The sequence below is a fragment of the Halomonas flagellata genome (genome assembly GCF_022487945.1).
GTDB lineage: Bacteria > Pseudomonadota > Gammaproteobacteria > Pseudomonadales > Halomonadaceae > Halomonas > Halomonas flagellata.
Window position 1 is genome coordinate 148,247 of record NZ_JAKVPY010000009.1, and the last position, 16,701, is coordinate 164,947.

Genomic DNA, 16,701 nt, shown 5'->3' on the forward strand with positions numbered 1-16,701 from the left:
GCTCGTGGCTCGCAGCCCGTCACGCTAGCGCTTGCGCTTGGCCTCGAGCAGCGCCGCCCCCAGGGCGCCCACCTGACCGGCCGGCTCCGCCGGCTGCCCTCCCTTGCGCGACGCCTTGCCCTGGCCGCGACGGCGCTCGTCGCCACCGCCGCGGCGCGGCTTGCCACCATCCAGCTCGCCGGGCTGGTCGTCGAGGCGCATGGAGAGCCCGATGCGTGCACGCTCCAGGTCCACGCTCATCACCTTGACCTTGACGATGTCACCGGCCTTGACCACCGAGCGGGGGTCCTCGACGAACCTCTCGGAGAGCGCCGAGATATGCACCAGGCCATCCTGGTGGACGCCGATGTCGACGAAGGCGCCGAAGTGGGTGACGTTGGTGACACTGCCCTCGAGCACCATGCCCGGCTCGAGGTCCTTGAGCGTCTCGACGCCCTCGCGGAACTCGGCGGCCTTGAACTCGGGGCGCGGGTCGCGGCCCGGCTTGTCGAGCTCGGCGAGGATATCGCTGACGGTGGGCACGCCGAAGCGCTCGTCGGCGAAATCGGCGGGCTTGACCGCCTTGAGGGTGGCGCTGTCGCCGATCAGGCCGGCGAGCTCCCGGCCGTTGTGCTTGGCGATGCGCTCCACCAGCGGGTAGGCCTCGGGGTGCACGGCGCTGGCATCCAGCGGATTGTCGCCGTTCATGATGCGCAGAAAACCCGCGCACTGCTCGAAGGTCCGGGGCCCCAGCCGGCTCACCTTGAGCAGCTGCTTGCGGCTGGTGAAGGCGCCCTCGGCGTTGCGCCGGGCGACGATGTTCTCGGCCAGGCCCGGGTTGAGGCCGGCGACCCGCGAGAGCAGCGCGCTCGAGGCCATGTTGAGATCCACCCCCACGGCATTGACGCAGTCCTCGATCACCGCCTCCAGGCTGCGCGACAGCTGCAGCTGGGAGACATCGTGCTGGTACTGGCCCACGCCGATCGACTTGGGCTCGATCTTGACCAGTTCGGCCAGCGGATCCTGCAGGCGGCGGGCGATGGAGACCGCTCCACGGATGGTGACGTCGAGGTCGGGCAGCTCCCGGGAGGCGTACTCCGAGGCGGAGTAGACCGAGGCGCCGGCCTCGCTGACCATCACTTTCGAGAGCGCGCGCCGGCCGGCGAAGGCCTTGACCAGGTCGCCGGCGAGCCGGTCGGTCTCGCGGCTGGCGGTGCCGTTGCCCACCGCGATCAGCGCCACGTCGTGCCGTTCCACCAGCCTGGCCAGCTCGGCCAGGGAGGCGTCCCAGGCGTTGCGGGGTGCATGGGGATAGATGGTGGCGTGCTCGAGGAACTGGCCGGTGGCATCGACCACCGCCACCTTGCAGCCGGTGCGCAGGCCAGGGTCGATGGCCAGGGTCGCCCGGGGCCCGGCCGGGGCGGCCAGCAGCAGGTCCTTGAGGTTGGCGGCGAAGACCTCGATCGCCTCCTGCTCGGCGCGCTCGCGCAGCCGACCCAGCAGCTCGGTCTCGAGGTGCGTGTAGAGCTTGACCCGCCAGGTCCAGCGCACCACGTCGGCGAGCCACTTGTCGGCGGCGCGGCCCTGGTCGCGGATATCGAAGTGCCTGGCGATGGCCACCTGGGCCGGATGGATCGGGGCCTCCTCCTCGCCGGGCAGGCGGATGGCCAGGGTCAGCACGCCCTCGTTGCGGCCGCGGAACATCGCCAGCGCCCGGTGCGACGGGGCCTTGGCGAGCTTCTCGTCGTGCTCGAAGTAGTCGGAGAACTTGGCGCCCTCGCGCTCCTTGCCACCGATGACCCGAGCGCTGAGCTCGCCCTCGTCCCACAGCCGCTCGCGCAGCCGGCCCACCAGCTCGGCGTCCTCGGCGAAGCGCTCCATCAGGATCTGGCGGGCGCCGTCGAGTGCCGCCTTGGCGTCCTCGACGGCCGGGGTGTCGCCCTCCGCCGGGCGCAGGTAGTTCGCGGCCTCGGTCCCGGGGTCGAGGGTCGGGTCGGCCAGCAAGGCATCGGCCAGCGGCTCGAGGCCTGCCTCGCGGGCGATCTGCGCCTTGGTGCGCCGCTTCTTCTTGTAGGGCAGGTAGAGGTCTTCGAGGCGCTGCTTGGTGTCGGCGGCCTGGATCAGGCCGGCGAGCTCGTCGGTGAGCTTGCCCTGCTCGTCGATGGCGGCGAGCACGGCGACCCGGCGCTCCTCCAGCTCGCGCAGGTAGCCCAGGCGCTCGTGGAGGGTGCGCAGCTGGGTGTCGTCGAGGCTCCCGGTGACTTCCTTGCGGTAGCGGGCGATGAAGGGCACGGTGGCCCCGCCGTCGAGCAGTTCCACGGTGGCCGTGACCTGCTGCGGGCGAACGGCTAGCTCCTCGGCGAGGCGCGTGATGATGCGGTTGGTGGCGTCCATGTAACCCCTTCGCTGATGCACGAGAACGAATCGCGACAAGGTACCACAAGCCCGGCTGCGCCGGGAGCCGTAAGCTAGAAGCTGGAAGCTTAAGGCTTCAGCCCGGCATAGCCGGGCTGAAACGCAAGGCCAGGCCGTTGTTGCACCAGCGCAGGCCGGTGGGCTCGGGGCCATCTTCGAACACGTGGCCCTGATGGCCGCCGCAGCGGGCACAGTGGTACTCGGTGCGCGGGAAGACCAGAAAGTAGTCGACGCTGGTAAGCAGGTGCCCCTCGACGTGCTCGAAGAAGCTCGGCCAGCCGGTGCCGGAGTCGTATTTCATGGCACTGGTGAACAGCAGCAGGTCGCAGCCGGCGCAGCGGTACTCCCCTTCCCCCCACTCCTTGTCCAGCGGGCTGGAGAAGGGTGGCTCGGTGCCCTCCTCTCGCAGGATCTCGTACTGTTCGGGGGTCAGCCGCTCACGCCACTCGGCGTCGCTGAGCTCCAGCGGCTCGACGCCGGGGGCGGCGCTGAGCTCCAGCTTGGGACGCGCGCCGGCCAGACCCGGCACCAGCCCGGCCAGACTGCCCGCCCCCAGCATTCCCAGGAAATGGCGTCGTTGCATGACAAGCCTCCCGCGTTGGGTATCGCCGTTTCTCCCTATCCCTACGCCTCGACAGGCAAGGCAATCCGGATGCATGAAGTAAACGGGGGAAGGACGCGCGCCCTTCCCCCGTTCAGACCGCCGGCGACACCGGCGGTTCGCTGTCGAACATCACCTCAGATCAGGCTGGGCCCGGCCTTGACGATGGCCTCGTTGACGCCGTCGAACTTCTTGAAGTTGTCGACGAACTTGGCGGCCAGCTCGTTCAGCTGTCGGTCGTAGGCGGCCTTGTCTGCCCAGGTCTCGCGCGGGTCGAGCAGGCGGGAGTCGACGCCCGGCACGGACACCGGCACCTCGAGGTTCAGGCCGTCGATGTGCCGGGTCTCGATGTCGCGCAACACGCCGGACTGGATGGCGCTGATGATGGCGCGGGTGGTCGGGATCGAGAAGCGCGCGCCGCCCTCACCGTAGGCACCGCCGGTCCAGCCGGTGTTGACCAGGTAGACCTGGGCGTCCCTGGCCGCCACGCGCTTGACCAGCAGATCGGCGTATTCGCGCGCCGGGCGCGGGAAGAAGGGCGCCCCGAAGCAGGTGGAGAAGGTCGCCTCGAGACCGGCGGAGGAGCCCATCTCGGTGGAGCCGACCTTGGCGGTGTAGCCGGAGAGGAAGTGGTAGGCTGCGGCTTCCTTGGAGAGCACCGAGACCGGCGGCAGCACGCCGGACATGTCGCAGGTCAGGAAGATGATGGCGTTGGGCTCGCCGGCGCGGTTCTCGGGCACGCGCTTGTCGACGTGCTCCAGCGGATAGGCGGCACGCGAGTTCTGGGTCAGGCTGTCGTCGGTGTAGTCGGGCTCGCGGCGATCATCGAGGACCACGTTCTCGAGCACGGCACCGAACCTGATCGCCTTCCAGATCACCGGCTCGTTCTTCTCGGAGAGGTCGATGCACTTGGCGTAGCAGCCGCCCTCGATGTTGAAGACGGTGCCCGGCCCCCAGGCGTGCTCGTCGTCGCCGATCAAAAAGCGCGCCGGGTCGGCGGAAAGGGTGGTCTTGCCGGTGCCGGAGAGGCCGAAGAACAGGGTGGTCTCGCCGTCCTCGCCGACGTTGGCGGAGCAGTGCATGGGCAGGACGTCGGAGGCCGGCAGCAGGAAGTTCTGTACCGAGAACATCGACTTCTTCATCTCGCCGGCGTAGCGCATGCCGGCGATCAGCACCTTCTTCTGGGCGAAGTTGAGGATCACGCAGCCGTCGCTGTTGGTGCCGTCACGGGCCGGGTCGCACTCGAAGAAGGGAGCGTTGAGGATGGTCCACGCCTCCTTGGCGGAGGGGTTGAACGCCTCGGGGCGCACGAACATGGTGCGACCGAAGAGGTTGTGCCAGGCCGTCTCGGTGGTCACCCGCACCGGGAGGTAGTGAACCGGGTCACTGCCCACGTGCAGTTCGGAAACGAAACGCTCGCCGCCGTTCAGATGCGTCTCGACGCGCGCCCAGAGGGCGTCGAACTTGCCGCTGTCGAAGGGACGGTTGACGCTGCCCCAGTCGATCTGCGCACTGGTGGACGGCTCGTCGACGATGAAGCGGTCCTTGGGCGAGCGGCCGGTGCGCGCACCGGTGTTCACCACCAGGGCACCGTTGGCAGCCAGGCGGCCTTCGCCACGGGTCACGGCACGCTCGATCAGCTCGGCGCTGCTGAGGTTGACGTGGGCCTGGGCGGTGGCGGCTTGCTGCACACTGGCAGCCTGGGAAGCGGCTTGGGTCGTGGTCATGTCGATTCCTGGGCCTTGCGGCCGGTTCTCTCTCGTTTGCCGGGCGTCGATGACGCATCGGGTGACGTGCCAACGATCGCCGGGTGCGGGTATTCCCGTCTCGTTGTGGCGGCGATCGTGCCGATGAAAAGCGGCGCCATTATGGCAAAAAGAGGGCCGGCGGGAAACGCCGCTCCTGGCCGAACTTCATGTAGTTTTACTACTACATCGAAGCCGTTCGCTACAAAATCGATTGTGCCATGCAGCATTGCCCTGCCGGCTCTCACCGCCGCCGGCAACCGCCACGTCAATGCAGGGTGGGCGGCGAGCCATCCGGCGAGGCCAGCAGCGCCTCGATCTCGGCGGCCGGGAAGTGGTAGCGGGTATGGCAGAAGTGGCACTGGGTGTCGATGCTGCCCTGCTCGGCCAACACCTCGCGCAGCTCCTGCTCGCCCAGGGTCAGCAGCGCGGAGGCGATGCGTTCGCGGGAACAGGTGCAGCCGAAGTGCAGCGCCCTGGGGTCGAAGACCCGCACGGTCTCCTCGTGATAGAGGCGACGCAGCACCTCGAGCGGCTCGAGCCCCAGCAGTTCGTCGCTTTTCAGGGTCGCGGCGAGCTGCTGGGTGCGCTCCCAGGCATCGGCGTCCCGGTTCATCGACTCGTCGGGCAGGCGTTGCAGCAGCAGGCCACCGGCACGGGCCCCGTCGGCGGTGAGCCACAGCCGGGTCGGCAACTGCTCCGACTGGGTGAAGTAGTCCTCCAGGCAGCCGGCCAGGCTATCCCGGTCGAGCGCCACCACGCCCTGATAGCGGTGCCCTTCCGTCGGATCGATGGTGATCATGATCTGCCCCTGGCCGAGCAGCTCGCGAAAGCCGGTGTCGTCACCGGGGATCGGCCGGTCCTCGGCCAGGCGGGCGATGGCGCGCAGCTCGCCGCCGGGGTTGGACTCGGCCATCAGCAGCGCGAGGGTCCCCTGGCCGCGCACCTCGATGCTCAGGGTGCCGTCGAGCTTGACCATATCGGTGAGCAGGGCCACGGCGGCCAGCAGCTCGCCGAGCAGGCGGTTGACCACCGGGGGATACTCGTGGCGCTCGAGCACCTCGGCGTAGGCCCGCTCGAGGGTGACGATCTCGCCGCGCACATTGGTGTTGTCGAAGAGGAAACGCTGGATCTGGTCGGTCATGAATCTCTCTGTCTAGTCGTCGTCCTGCCGACGCTGGAAGCGCTGGATCTCGCGGCGCTGCTTCTTGTCGGGGCGCTTGAGGGGATGCTGCATCGCCTGGTTGGTCAGGCGGCGGGCCTCGGCCTCGCGTTCGCGGCGCGCGACGCTCTCCGGCGTCTCGCGGTAGAGCTCGCGGGCCTCGGGTGCGCCGCGGCGCTGGTCGGAGAGCGCCACCACTTCGACCTCCAGGATGTCCCAGCCCTGGGGCACGCGGACCAGGGCACCGATCTCGACGCTCTTGCTGGTCTTGGCGCGGGTGCCGTTGTAGTGCACCTTGCCGCCCTCGATGGCCTTCTTGGCGAGCGCCCGGGTCTTGAAGAAGCGGGCCGCCCACAGCCACTTGTCGAGCCGCACGCTATCCATGGCCACTCCCCTCTTCTGCCGTCGGCGGGAGGTTGCCGGGCAGGATGGCGGCGAAGCGGTCCAGGGCAATGAACTCCTCGAGGTCCTTCTCGGGGCGGGTGCTGTCGGGTTGCTTGATGCCCAGCAGGTAGCGAATGCCGAACTCGCGGGCGCTCTCCAGCACCGAGGGGTTGTCGTCGATGAACAGGGTGCGGCTCGGATCGAAGGGCTCGACCTCCTGCAGCGCAAACCAGAACCCCTGCTCCTCCTTGGGCACGCCGAGGTCGGCCGAGGAGACGATGGCGTCGAGATAGGCCTCGAGTCCGGTGAGCGGCAGCTTGAGCTCGAGGCTCTCGCGGTCGGCATTGGTGGCCAGCACCACCCGGGGGTGGGCCCGCCTGAGCCACTTGAGGAAGTCCAGGGCATCGCCGCGCAGACCGATCAAGTGCTGTATCTCGCGCTTGAGGGCGACGATGTCGACATCGAGCTCGCGGCTCCAGTAGGCCAGGCTGTACCAGTTCAGGGTGCCCTTCTCGTGGAGGACCCGCGAGCGCACTTCCTCCTGGGTGGCCTCGTCCAGGCGGTGCAGTTCCACATAGCGCCGCGGCAGGTGCTCCAGCCAGAAGTGACTGTCGAAGTGCAGGTCCAGCAGGGTGCCGTCCATGTCCAGCAGGACGGTGTCGATGGCGCGCCAGTCGATCATCGCGGCTCCGGATGGCGTCGGTGGTGGCGGAAGGCGTGATATTGTACCCAATCGATGCCGACGGCGCATTCCACCCACTCGACGACCGGGCTATCGCAGATAGCAGCATTGCTCGGGGCTGATCCGCCGGCAGGCCGCGCTACAGTCAACTGCGATAGCCCTGCTCGACGACCGCTCAATGGGAGAGCCCATGTCAGATTCCCCCGGCCCGTACAGCCCCCGTGCCGACAAGTCCTGGCCCGAGAAGCCCAGCGTGCTGGCGCGCCAGTCGGTGGCGAGGAGCCGCCTGTTCCATGTCGAGGCGCTGGAGCTGCGCTTCTCCAACGGCGAGGAGCGCACCTTCGAGCGCCTCACCGGCAGCGACCAGGGGGCGGTGATGATCGTCGCCATGCCCGACCCCGAGCACGTGCTGCTGATCCGCGAGTATGCCGCCGGCTTCGAGGACTACGTACTGACCCTGCCCAAGGGGCTGGTCGACCCCGGCGAGGACATCGTCAGCGCCGCCAACCGCGAGCTGATGGAGGAGTGCGGTTTCGGGGCCCATCGCATCGAGCCGCTGGTGGAACTGTCGCTGGCGCCCAACTACATGCGCCACCGCATGCAGGTGCTGCTGGCCACCGACCTGTATCCGAGACGGCTGCCCGGCGACGAACCGGAGCCGCTGATCGTCGAGACCCACGCCCTCGACGAGCTCCCGGCGCTGTTGGCCAGGGAGGACTTCCACGAGGCCCGGGCCATCGCCGCCCTGTTCATCGCCCGGGAACGACTGCGCAACGAGGCAGAACCCCCGACGCTCTGGTAGGCGAGCGGAGCGCCGGGACGCCCTCGCGCCGGGGCTCAGTGGGTGTGGAGTCGCTTCCTGAGGCCATTACCCTCCTTCAGCTTCAGCCAGCGCCCCTGGCGATAGCTGTCGAGGCCGGTCTCCAGCAGCGTCATCACCTCGATGGCCTCGTCGATGTCCACCGGTACCGGGGTGGCATGCAGCAGGTGGTCGGCGATGCCGGAGTAGTAAGCCAGGTAGTCGCCGGGCTGGCAGCGCAGCTCGCGAGCCACCGGGCTGGCGTCGGCGCCCTCGGCCAGGGTGAGGCTGGCCAACACCGGGTCCTCCCCCCACTGCGGCGAAGGTGTCTCACCGGCCTTGAGACGGTCCTCCTGGGGGTCGAGGCCATATTTCACGAAGCTGCCCCGGGTACCATGGACCCGGAAGCGCGGCGTCGGCTCGGCGGCCAGCGTACTGGCCTGAAGGCTGACCCGTAGCCCGTCGTACTCCAGCAGCGCCAGGAAGTCGTCATCCACCTCGGCAGCGTCGCGTACCGTGGCGAGATCCAGCAGGATCGCTCTGGGCATGCCGAACAGCTCGCGGGCCTGGTCGAGCAGGTGCGGGCCGAGGTCGTACCAGATGCCGGCGCCGGGCCCGTGCTGCTCGCGCCAGCGGTCGGGAACGTTCGGCCGGAAGCGATCGAAGCGGGACTCCAGGGCCACCACCCGCCCGAGGGTATCGTCCTTCACCAGCCCCTTGAGGGTCAGGAAGTCGCTGTCCCAGCGCCGGTTGTGGAACACGCTGATCATCCGCTCGGCTTCCTCGGCCTGGGCCTTGAGCAGGCGTGCCTCGGACAGCGTGATGGTGAACGGCTTGTCGACCACCACATGCTTGCCGGCGTTGAGCGCCGCCTTGGCCAGCGGGAAGTGGGTGTCGTTGGGCGTGGCGATCACCACCAGGTCGATGTCGGCCCGGGCGAACAGCCTGGCGGCCTTGTCGACCACCGCCACCTCGGGCAGGTCGGCATGCACCCGCTCGGCATCGCGACTGACCACGGCGGTCAGCTCGAGCCCGGGGGCCGAGTGGATCAAGGGGGCGTGGAAGGTCCGGCCGGCCATGCCGTAGCCGACCAGGCCGACACTCAGAGTATGGGTTTTCATGGTCGGGGTTCCTTGCGGAGGGGAACAGAAGGAAACCCCGGCGCTGGGCCGGGGTCGGGTTCGGGGTCGGGGCCGTTCAATCGAGCCTGGTCAGGTCGCGCACCGCGCCCTTGTCCGCCGAGGTGGCCAGCAGCGCATAGGCCCTGAGCGCCGCCGAGACCTTGCGGTCACGCTGGATGCTCGGCTTCCAGGCATCTTTGCCCTTGGCTTCTTCCGCCTCGCGGCGCGCGGCGAGCTCGGCATCGGTCAGCTTGACGTTGATGGCGCGGTTGGGGATGTCGATCTGGATGATGTCGCCGCTCTCGACCAGGCCGATGGCGCCACCCGCCGCGGCCTCCGGCGAGACATGGCCGATGGAGAGTCCCGAGGTACCGCCGGAGAAGCGCCCGTCGGTCATCAGCGCACAGGCCTTGCCCAGGCCCTTGGACTTGAGATAGGAGGTCGGATAGAGCATCTCCTGCATGCCGGGCCCCCCCCTGGGACCCTCGTAGCGGATCACCACCACCTCGCCCTCGGTCACCCTGCCCTCGAGGATGTGTTCGACGGCCTGGTCCTGGGACTCGACCACATGGGCCGGCCCCTCGAAGACCAGGATGGAGTCGTCGACGCCAGCGGTCTTCACCACGCAGCCGTCCTGGGCGATGTTGCCGAACAGCACCGCCAGGCCGCCCTCCCGCGAGAAGGCATGTTCCAGGTCGCGGATGCAGCCGGCGGCACGATCGCCGTCGAGGCTCGGCCAGCGGGCGGCCTGGGAGAAGGCCTCCTGGGTGGGGATGCCGCCGGGGCCGGCCTTGTAGAATTCGACCACCTCGGGGCTCGGCGAGCGCATGATGTCCCAGTCGTCCAGGGCCGCCTTGAGGGTGTCGCCGTAGACGGTGGGCACCCGGGTATCGAGCACCCCGGCGCGGTCGAGCTCGCCGAGGATCGCCATGATGCCGCCGGCGCGGTGGCAGTCCTCGATATGGTACTGCTGGGTATTGGGCGCCAGCTTGCACAGCTGCGGCACTTCCCGCGACAGCCGGTCGATGTCGGCCATGGTGAAGTCGACCTCGCCCTCCTGGGCAGCGGCCAGCAGGTGCAGGATGGTATTGGTGGAGCCCCCCATGGCGATGTCCAGGGTCATGGCGTTGGCGAACGCCGCCCGGGAGCCGATGGCCCGCGGCAGCAGGTGGCTCTCCCCGCCCTCGTAGTAGCGCTTGGCGAGATCGACGATGCGCTGGCCGGCCTCCTCGAACAGGCGACGACGGTCGGCGTGGGTGGCCAGCACGGTGCCGTTGCCCGGCAACGCCAGGCCCAGCGCCTCCATCAGGCAGTTCATGGAGTTGGCGGTGAACATGCCCGAGCAGCTGCCGCAGGTCGGGCAGGCGCTGCGCTCGATCTCCTCGATCTCCGCGTCGCTGTAGCGGTCGTCGGCGGCGGAGATCATGGCGTCGATCAGGTCGATGCCGTGGTCGAGCAACTTGGTCTTGCCCGCCTCCATGGGCCCGCCGGAGACGAAGATCACCGGGATGTTCAGGCGCATGGCGGCATTCAGCATGCCGGGCGTGATCTTGTCGCAGTTGGAGATGCACACCAGGGCGTCGGCGCAGTGGGCGTTGACCATGTACTCGACGCTGTCGGCGATGATGTCGCGGCTCGGCAGCGAGTAGAGCATGCCGTCGTGGCCCATGGCGATGCCGTCGTCCACGGCGATGGTGTTGAACTCCTTGGCCACCCCGCCGGCCTTCTCGATCTCGCGGGCCACCAGCTGGCCCATGTCCTTCAGGTGCACGTGACCGGGCACGAACTGGGTGAAGGAGTTGGCCACGGCGATGATCGGCTTGTGGAAGTCGTCGTCCTTCATGCCGGTGGCACGCCACAGGGCGCGGGCGCCGGCCATGTTGCGGCCGGCGGTGGTGGTGCGGGAACGATACTCGGGCATGGTGTCCTCTGTGCGCTTACGCCGTCTTGGACCGCCCCACGCTCAGGAGGGGCGGCCCGACGGTCTCGGTGTCCAGGTTGGCCGTTGATTCTGGCACGAGCGGCGCGGCCTTGCCACAAGTGGGAAGCGACGGGAGGATGCTAGCAAGTACCTGCTGACGTGAGCGGCGCCGGGGACAGGTCGATGCGGAGGTCTTTTTCCAGGGATGGAAAAAGTAGCGCCCAAGGAAGGGTTCACAGCGCCTCCGCGAAGGCCTGTCGCCGGGAAAGCCGCGTTCCCAAGCCTAAGAGGCCAGCCGGCCGCTGCGCTCACGATCCCGGGAACGAAACCCTGGCACTTCGCTTGCGGCCAACGCGTCGGGCCGGATCGAGGTCCCTCTTGCCGGCCCTAAATCGGCATCCCTGCCGATTTCCGCGCGCCGCTGCGCTCGTAGCCAGCGTTCCCGGGTAGATATCGCTTCGCTGCAGCGCCCGACGGCCCTCATTCGCTGCTCATTCCAAGCAGCTTGGCGCCTTCAGCCGAACACTACCCGCGCCACGTCAGGGTAGCGGCCGGCGAAGTGCACCGTCATGCCCTCCTTGAGGAAGTCGGGCAGCTCGTCGAAGTCGCGGCGATTGGCCTCGGGCAGGATCACCTCGAAGATGTCGCTTCGGCGGGCGGCGATGATCTTCTCGCGGATGCCGCCCACCGGCAGCACCTGGCCGGTCAGTGTCAGCTCACCGGTCATCGCCAGTGACCGGCCGATGGCGCGATGCTTGGCCAGCGAGAGCAGCGCCGTGGTCATGGTCACCCCGGCCGAGGGGCCGTCCTTGGGCGTGGCGCCTTCCGGCACGTGCAGGTGCACGAAGGCGGAATCGAAGAAGTCGGCATCGGCACCGAACTCGTTCAGGTGCCCCAGCACGTAGCTGTAGGCGATGTTGGCCGACTCCTGCATCACCTCGCCGAGCTTGCCGGTGAGCTTGAAGCCGCGGTCGAGCGCATGCACCTTGCCGGCCTCGATGGGCAGGGTCGCCCCGCCCATGGCGGTCCAGGCGAGCCCCGTGACCACCCCCTCGCCCTGGAGCACCCGCTCCTTGCGGAACAGCGGCGCGCCGAGAAACGTCTCGAGGTTGTTCACCGAGACCCGCACCGATTGCTGGCCGTTCTCCAGCAGCTTGACCGCCGCCTTGCGCACGATGCGATGCAGCTGCTTCTCGAGCTGGCGCACCCCGGCCTCCCGGGCATAGCCCTCGATCACCTGCTTGAGCGCGGCCTCGGTGAGGTTGATACGCTTCTTCGGGATGCGGTCGCGCTTGAGCAGCTTGGGCCAGAGGTGGTGCCGGGCGATCTCCAGCTTCTCCTCGGCGATATAGCCGGCGAGACGGATCTGCTCCATGCGGTCGAGCAGCGCCGGCGGGATGCTGTCCAGGGTGTTGGCGGTGCAGACGAACAGCACCCTGGAGAGGTCGAGGCGCACGTCGAGATAGTGGTCGAGGAAGTCGACGTTCTGCTCGGGGTCGAGCACCTCGAGCAGCGCCGAGGCCGGGTCGCCCTGGAAGGACTGCCCCAGCTTGTCGATCTCGTCGAGCATGATCACCGGGTTCTCGACCTCGACCTCCTTGAGCGCCTGCACCAGCTTGCCCGGCATGGCGCCGATGTAGGTGCGCCGATGCCCCTTGATCTCGGCCTCGTCGCGCATGCCGCCCACCGAGAAGCGGTAGAACTGACGCCCCAGCGCCTCGGCGATGGAGCGTCCGACGGAGGTCTTGCCCACCCCGGGGGGCCCCACCAGCAGCAGGATCGAGCCCCCCACGTCGCCCTTGAAGGTGCCCTCGGCGAGGAACTCGATGATCCGCTCCTTGACGTCCTTGAGGCCGTCATGGTCCCGGTCGAGAATGGCCCGGGCGTGGGGGAGGTCCAGGTTGTCGGCGCTGTGCACGCCCCAGGGCATCGAGGTCAGCCAGTCCAGATAGTTGCGGGTGGTGCCGTACTCCGGCGAGCCGGTCTCCAGCACCGAGAGCTTGTCGAGCTCCTCCTCGATCCGCGTCAGCACCCTGGGCGGCACCGTCAGGCCCTCGAGTCGCTCGCGGAAGGTGTCGACATCGTTCTCGCGGTCGTCCTTGGAGATGCCGAGCTCGCGCTGGATCACCTTGAGCTGCTCGCGCAGGAAGAACTCGCGCTGGCGCTCCTGCATCTGGGCGTTGACCTGTTCGCTGATCTCGCTCTGCAGCTGGGCGACGTCGATCTCCTTGTGCAGCAGCGGCAGCACCTTCTGCATCCGCGTCACCACCGGCAGGGTCGCCAGCACATCCTGCAGCAGGTGTCCCTTGGCCGAGGTGATGGCCGCGGCGAAGTCGGTCAGCGGCCCCGGTTCGTGGGGGCTGAAGCGGTTGAGGTAGTGCTTGAGCTCCTCGCCATAGAGAGGGTTGATCGGCAGCAGTTCCTTGATGCCGTTGATCAGCGCCATGGCGTAGGCGCGGGCCTCGTCGTCCTCGGCGTCCACCGGTTCGCGGGGATAGCTCACCTCCACCAGGTAGGGCGGCGTCTTCGACAGCCAGCGCCGGATCCTGAAGCGCTGCAGCCCCTGGGCGATGAACTGGATCTGCTGCTCCTCGCCCTGCAGCTTGTGGACCTTGACCGCGGTACCGACCTCGGGAAAGTGCTCGTGCCCGAGCTCCTCGACGGCGGTCTCGCCGACGAAGGCGAGCCCCACGACATGGTGCGGCGTCTTGCCGACCCGGCGCATGGTCTCCTCCCAGCGCTCGCGGTTGATCACCAGCGGCTGCACCTGGGCGGGAAAGAACGGCCGGTTATGGATCGGCAGTAGGTAGATGCGCTCGGGCAGGGTCTCCCTGGCTGGCACCACGGCATGGCCGCGGCCTTGCTCCTCCTCGTCGAAGGGAAGCTCGTCACCGTCATCGTATGGCTCCCGAGCCCAGCCCGGGACCTCCGGGTCCCCGGGGCGCTCCTGATCGTCGCTCATGGCGTGTCGTCCTGATCCGAGTTGTGTACGCAAGCAAACTGGTTAGAGGAATGCGGGCGACAGGTACCGACTTCAAGTCGCGAGGCCCACGACGACGTCGCGGCTCAACGCCACAGCGGCGGCAGGGGACGCCCGTTGACCCGCACCTGGCCGCGCACCACGTCGATCTCCAGGGTGCGGGTATCCAGCGGCAGGCCGAGCCACAGGGCCACCACCGTGGGCACGTCGTGCCAGGTGAAGTCGCCGTCCAGCCGTGACAGCCAGCGCACCCGCTGCCGCTCGTCATCCAGCCCGAGCAGGCTGAGTTCGTCGAGGTGGCGGGCATCGAAGAACAGCGCGCCGTCGCCGTGGACCGCCAGGCCGAGCATGGGGCTGTCCAGGTCCACCGTGGTGACATCGAGACGCGGCGAATCCTGCAGCATGGCGATCAGTCCCGGCTCCAGCCTGGCCAGGAGTTCGCGTCCTTCCCGGGCGGCATCGCCCCGGGCCGCCTCGTCGCGCAGCTCGGCCAGCACGCCACGCAGGGCATCGGCATTGATCCGCGAGAGCGCCATTCCCACCCGGCCGGTGAGCAGCAGCTGGTCAGCGGCCTGCACCTCGCCGATGGTCAACTCGCCGTCGATGCTCAGCTCGCGCTCATCGAGATGCATCAGGCTCCGGTAGACCAGGTCCCGCGCCTCCAGCTCCAGGTCGGGCTGACGCCAGGCCAGGCGCTCGGTGCGCAGCAGGTCGTGCTGGGTGAAGTGGTGGGCACCGGCGGTGTAGGCATAGCGGCTCTCGAGGACGACCGGGCCCGCCTCGAGGGTGGCCCGGCCGTCGCTCAGCTTCAGCGCCTCGAGGCGGGCCAGCAGGTGCCAGTCGCCATACTCGCCATCGAAGCGGATCTCGCCACCGGCGAAGTCCAGCTGACGCTCGCCCTGCCGGGCGATGAAGGGCGCCAACTGGATGTTGCCGTCCAGGGTGCCACCGAGGGTGCGGTAGCTGGCGCGCCAGCGCGGCGGTGTGGAGGGCAATGCATCGCCGAACAGCCGCACCTGATGCGGCCCGAGGCGCGGCATCACCTGGCCGTCGACGCGGGTGCTGAGTACGCCATGGCGCGCCTCGTAGCTGAGCTCGAGCTGCCAGGCATCACCCAGCAGGGGGGCCAGCCGAATGGTCCCGCTGGAGGTCAGCCAGCCCCGCTCGATATCGGTGCGTTCCACCACCAGCTCGCCCCGCGCCTCGAGGTCGTCGATGGCCCGGGCGAGCTCCCGCTCGAACAGCAGCCCGGCGACGAGCTGGGCCACCGCCCAGACCACCGCCAGCCCCACCACCACCGGGACGATCAGTCGTTCCTTGCGCATCGCGGCCTCCCCTCCCCTGGATGCCGGCACCGGCAACCCGCTACCGAGACTCAGGCCATCGCAAGACACCGAGGCATGTCGCAGGCCACACGCACGCACATGGCGCCGTGTATCGACATGTTACCGATTCGTCTCGTCAGTGTAACCATAACCACAGGTGCATCGTGCTCCAGGCGTAGATGCCGGCGAGCACATCGTCGATCATGACCCCGAAGCCACCGGCCACGCGGCGGTCCGCCCAGCGGATCGGCCAGGGCTTGAAGACATCGAAGATGCGGAAGACGACGAACCCCCACAGCGCGGCCTCCCAGGAAAAGGGCACCGCCGCCATGGTGATCCAGTAGCCAACGAACTCGTCCCAGACGATGCCGGAGTGGTCGTGCACCCCCAGGTCGCGGGAGGTCTTGTCGCACAGCCAGATGCCGGCGATGAAGGACACCGTCACCAGCGCCAGGTACCAGTTCAGGGGCAGCTCGGAGATCAGCCAGTAGAAGGGAATGGCCGCCAGGGTCCCGAAGGTGCCGGGGGCCCAGGGCACGGCGCCGCTGCCGAGCCCGAAGGCGAGGAAATGGGTCGGACGGTGCCAGACGCTGGCCGGCGCGCGGTTCATGGCCTCTCTCCCTGGTCGGGCTGGCCCTGGAAGTGCTGCCAGCCGCCGGGGACGCCGTCTTCCGCCCCGACCACGCCCGGCGTGTCGGTGATCCGGCCGATCACGGTGAGCGGCAGGCCGAGGGCGGCCAGACGCCGGCGGGCCTCGTCCAGCCGCTCGGCGGGCAGTGTCAGCAGCAGCTCGTAGTCATCGCCGCCGCCCAGGGCGGCCCGTCGGGCCTGCTCGTCACCCAGGGCCGCCACCAGCCCCTCGGCCAGCGGCAGGGCCTCGAGTTCGAGCTCGGCGCCCGCGCCGGAGGCCTCGAGGACATGCCCGAGGTCGGCCAGCAGGCCGTCGGAGATGTCGATGGCCGCCGTGGCCAGCCCCAGCAGGGCCTCGCCGGCCGCCAGCCGCGGCTGGGGCCACAGGTAGCGCACCAGCAGCGGATGGGCGGGGTCGCGCTCGCCCCGCTGCCACAGTGCCAACCCGCCGGCCCCGCCGCCCAGGGCGCCGGTCACCGCCAGCAGGTCGCCGGCACGGGCCCCGCCGCGGGTCAGGGCGGCCCGAGGGGCGACCTCGCCCATCACGGTCACGCCGATGGTGGTCGCGCCCCGGGTCACGTCGCCCCCCACCAGGGCGGTGCCGGTGGCGGCGCACAGCGCCCGGAAGCCCCGGGAGAAGCCCTCCAGCCAGGCATCATCGGCCCGGGCGAGGGTCAGCGCCATCAGGCACCAGCGGGCACGGGCGCCCATCGCCGCCAGGTCGCTTAGGCTCACCGCCAAGGCCCGGTGGCCGATCGCCTCGGCCGGCGCCGCGTCGGGGAAGTGCACGCCGGCCACCGAGGTGTCGACGCTGACCGCCAGGCGATGTCCCGGGGTGGGGGCGAGCAGGGTGCAGTCGTCGCCCACGCCCAGGGTCACCCCGGCCTCGGGGGCGGGGGGCGCCGGCGTGAAGTAGCGGGCGATCAGTTCGAATTCGTTGTGCATCCGGCGGCAACC

At 69.0% G+C, this 16,701-nt stretch carries 13 protein-coding genes; 1 reads left to right on the forward strand and 12 read right to left on the reverse strand.

What is annotated here, in order from left to right; genetic code table 11:
• Nucleotides 1-24 precede the first annotated feature (24 nt).
• From MKP05_RS09805 to yrfG, 6 genes are all read right to left on the reverse strand, one after another.
• The gene (locus MKP05_RS09805; RefSeq protein ID WP_240568124.1) at nt 25-2,373 is read right to left on the reverse strand and encodes a Tex family protein; all 2,349 of its coding nucleotides are present in this window, start codon (nt 2,371-2,373) and stop codon (nt 25-27) included.
• Between the two features lie 97 nt (nt 2,374-2,470).
• Nucleotides 2,471-2,977 (reverse strand): peptide-methionine (R)-S-oxide reductase MsrB, encoded by a 507-nt coding sequence (gene msrB, locus MKP05_RS09810; RefSeq protein WP_240568125.1) that lies wholly within the window; start codon nt 2,975-2,977, stop codon nt 2,471-2,473.
• A 155-nt stretch (nt 2,978-3,132) separates the two neighbouring features.
• The gene (locus tag MKP05_RS09815; protein ID WP_240568126.1) at nt 3,133-4,722 is read right to left on the reverse strand and encodes a phosphoenolpyruvate carboxykinase; all 1,590 of its coding nucleotides are present in this window, start codon (nt 4,720-4,722) and stop codon (nt 3,133-3,135) included.
• A gap of 286 nt (nt 4,723-5,008) precedes the next feature.
• Nucleotides 5,009-5,884 carry an Hsp33 family molecular chaperone HslO gene (gene hslO / locus MKP05_RS09820; protein WP_240568127.1) on the reverse strand — a complete coding sequence of 292 codons (876 nt, stop codon included), beginning with the start codon at nt 5,882-5,884 and terminating at the stop codon, nt 5,009-5,011.
• Between the two features lie 12 nt (nt 5,885-5,896).
• Nucleotides 5,897-6,286, reverse strand: coding sequence for a ribosome-associated heat shock protein Hsp15 (gene hslR, locus MKP05_RS09825; protein WP_110282173.1), 390 nt, complete (start codon nt 6,284-6,286; stop codon nt 5,897-5,899).
• Nucleotides 6,279-6,968 carry a GMP/IMP nucleotidase gene (yrfG, locus tag MKP05_RS09830; protein WP_240568128.1) on the reverse strand — a complete coding sequence of 230 codons (690 nt, stop codon included), beginning with the start codon at nt 6,966-6,968 and terminating at the stop codon, nt 6,279-6,281. The genes hslR and yrfG overlap by 8 nt, the downstream gene beginning before the upstream one ends.
• A 190-nt stretch (nt 6,969-7,158) precedes the next feature.
• Here yrfG and nudE point away from each other — a divergent pair, with 190 nt between their 5' ends.
• Nucleotides 7,159-7,770 (forward strand): ADP compounds hydrolase NudE, encoded by a 612-nt coding sequence (nudE, locus tag MKP05_RS09835; protein WP_240568129.1) that lies wholly within the window; start codon nt 7,159-7,161, stop codon nt 7,768-7,770.
• 35 nt (nt 7,771-7,805) lie between these two features.
• Here nudE and MKP05_RS09840 read toward each other — a convergent pair whose 3' ends face one another.
• From MKP05_RS09840 to thiL, 6 genes are all read right to left on the reverse strand, one after another.
• Complete coding sequence (locus MKP05_RS09840) at nt 7,806-8,888, reverse strand: oxidoreductase (RefSeq protein WP_240568130.1); 1,083 nt, start codon at nt 8,886-8,888, stop codon at nt 7,806-7,808.
• A 76-nt stretch (nt 8,889-8,964) separates the two neighbouring features.
• On the reverse strand, nt 8,965-10,809 hold the full coding sequence (gene ilvD / locus MKP05_RS09845; RefSeq protein WP_240568131.1) for a dihydroxy-acid dehydratase: 1,845 nt from the start codon (nt 10,807-10,809) through the stop codon (nt 8,965-8,967).
• A gap of 514 nt (nt 10,810-11,323) precedes the next feature.
• Nucleotides 11,324-13,771, reverse strand: a complete 2,448-nt coding sequence (lon, locus tag MKP05_RS09850; RefSeq protein WP_240568132.1) for an endopeptidase La — start codon at nt 13,769-13,771, stop codon at nt 11,324-11,326.
• Between the two features lie 104 nt (nt 13,772-13,875).
• The gene (locus MKP05_RS09855; protein WP_240568133.1) at nt 13,876-15,114 is read right to left on the reverse strand and encodes a DUF945 family protein; all 1,239 of its coding nucleotides are present in this window, start codon (nt 15,112-15,114) and stop codon (nt 13,876-13,878) included.
• Between the two features lie 136 nt (nt 15,115-15,250).
• Nucleotides 15,251-15,724, reverse strand: coding sequence for a phosphatidylglycerophosphatase A family protein (locus tag MKP05_RS09860; RefSeq protein WP_110282180.1), 474 nt, complete (start codon nt 15,722-15,724; stop codon nt 15,251-15,253).
• The gene (gene thiL, locus MKP05_RS09865) at nt 15,721-16,689 is read right to left on the reverse strand and encodes a thiamine-phosphate kinase (RefSeq protein ID WP_240568134.1); all 969 of its coding nucleotides are present in this window, start codon (nt 16,687-16,689) and stop codon (nt 15,721-15,723) included. The genes MKP05_RS09860 and thiL overlap by 4 nt, the downstream gene beginning before the upstream one ends.
• Nucleotides 16,690-16,701: the final 12 nt, after the last annotated feature.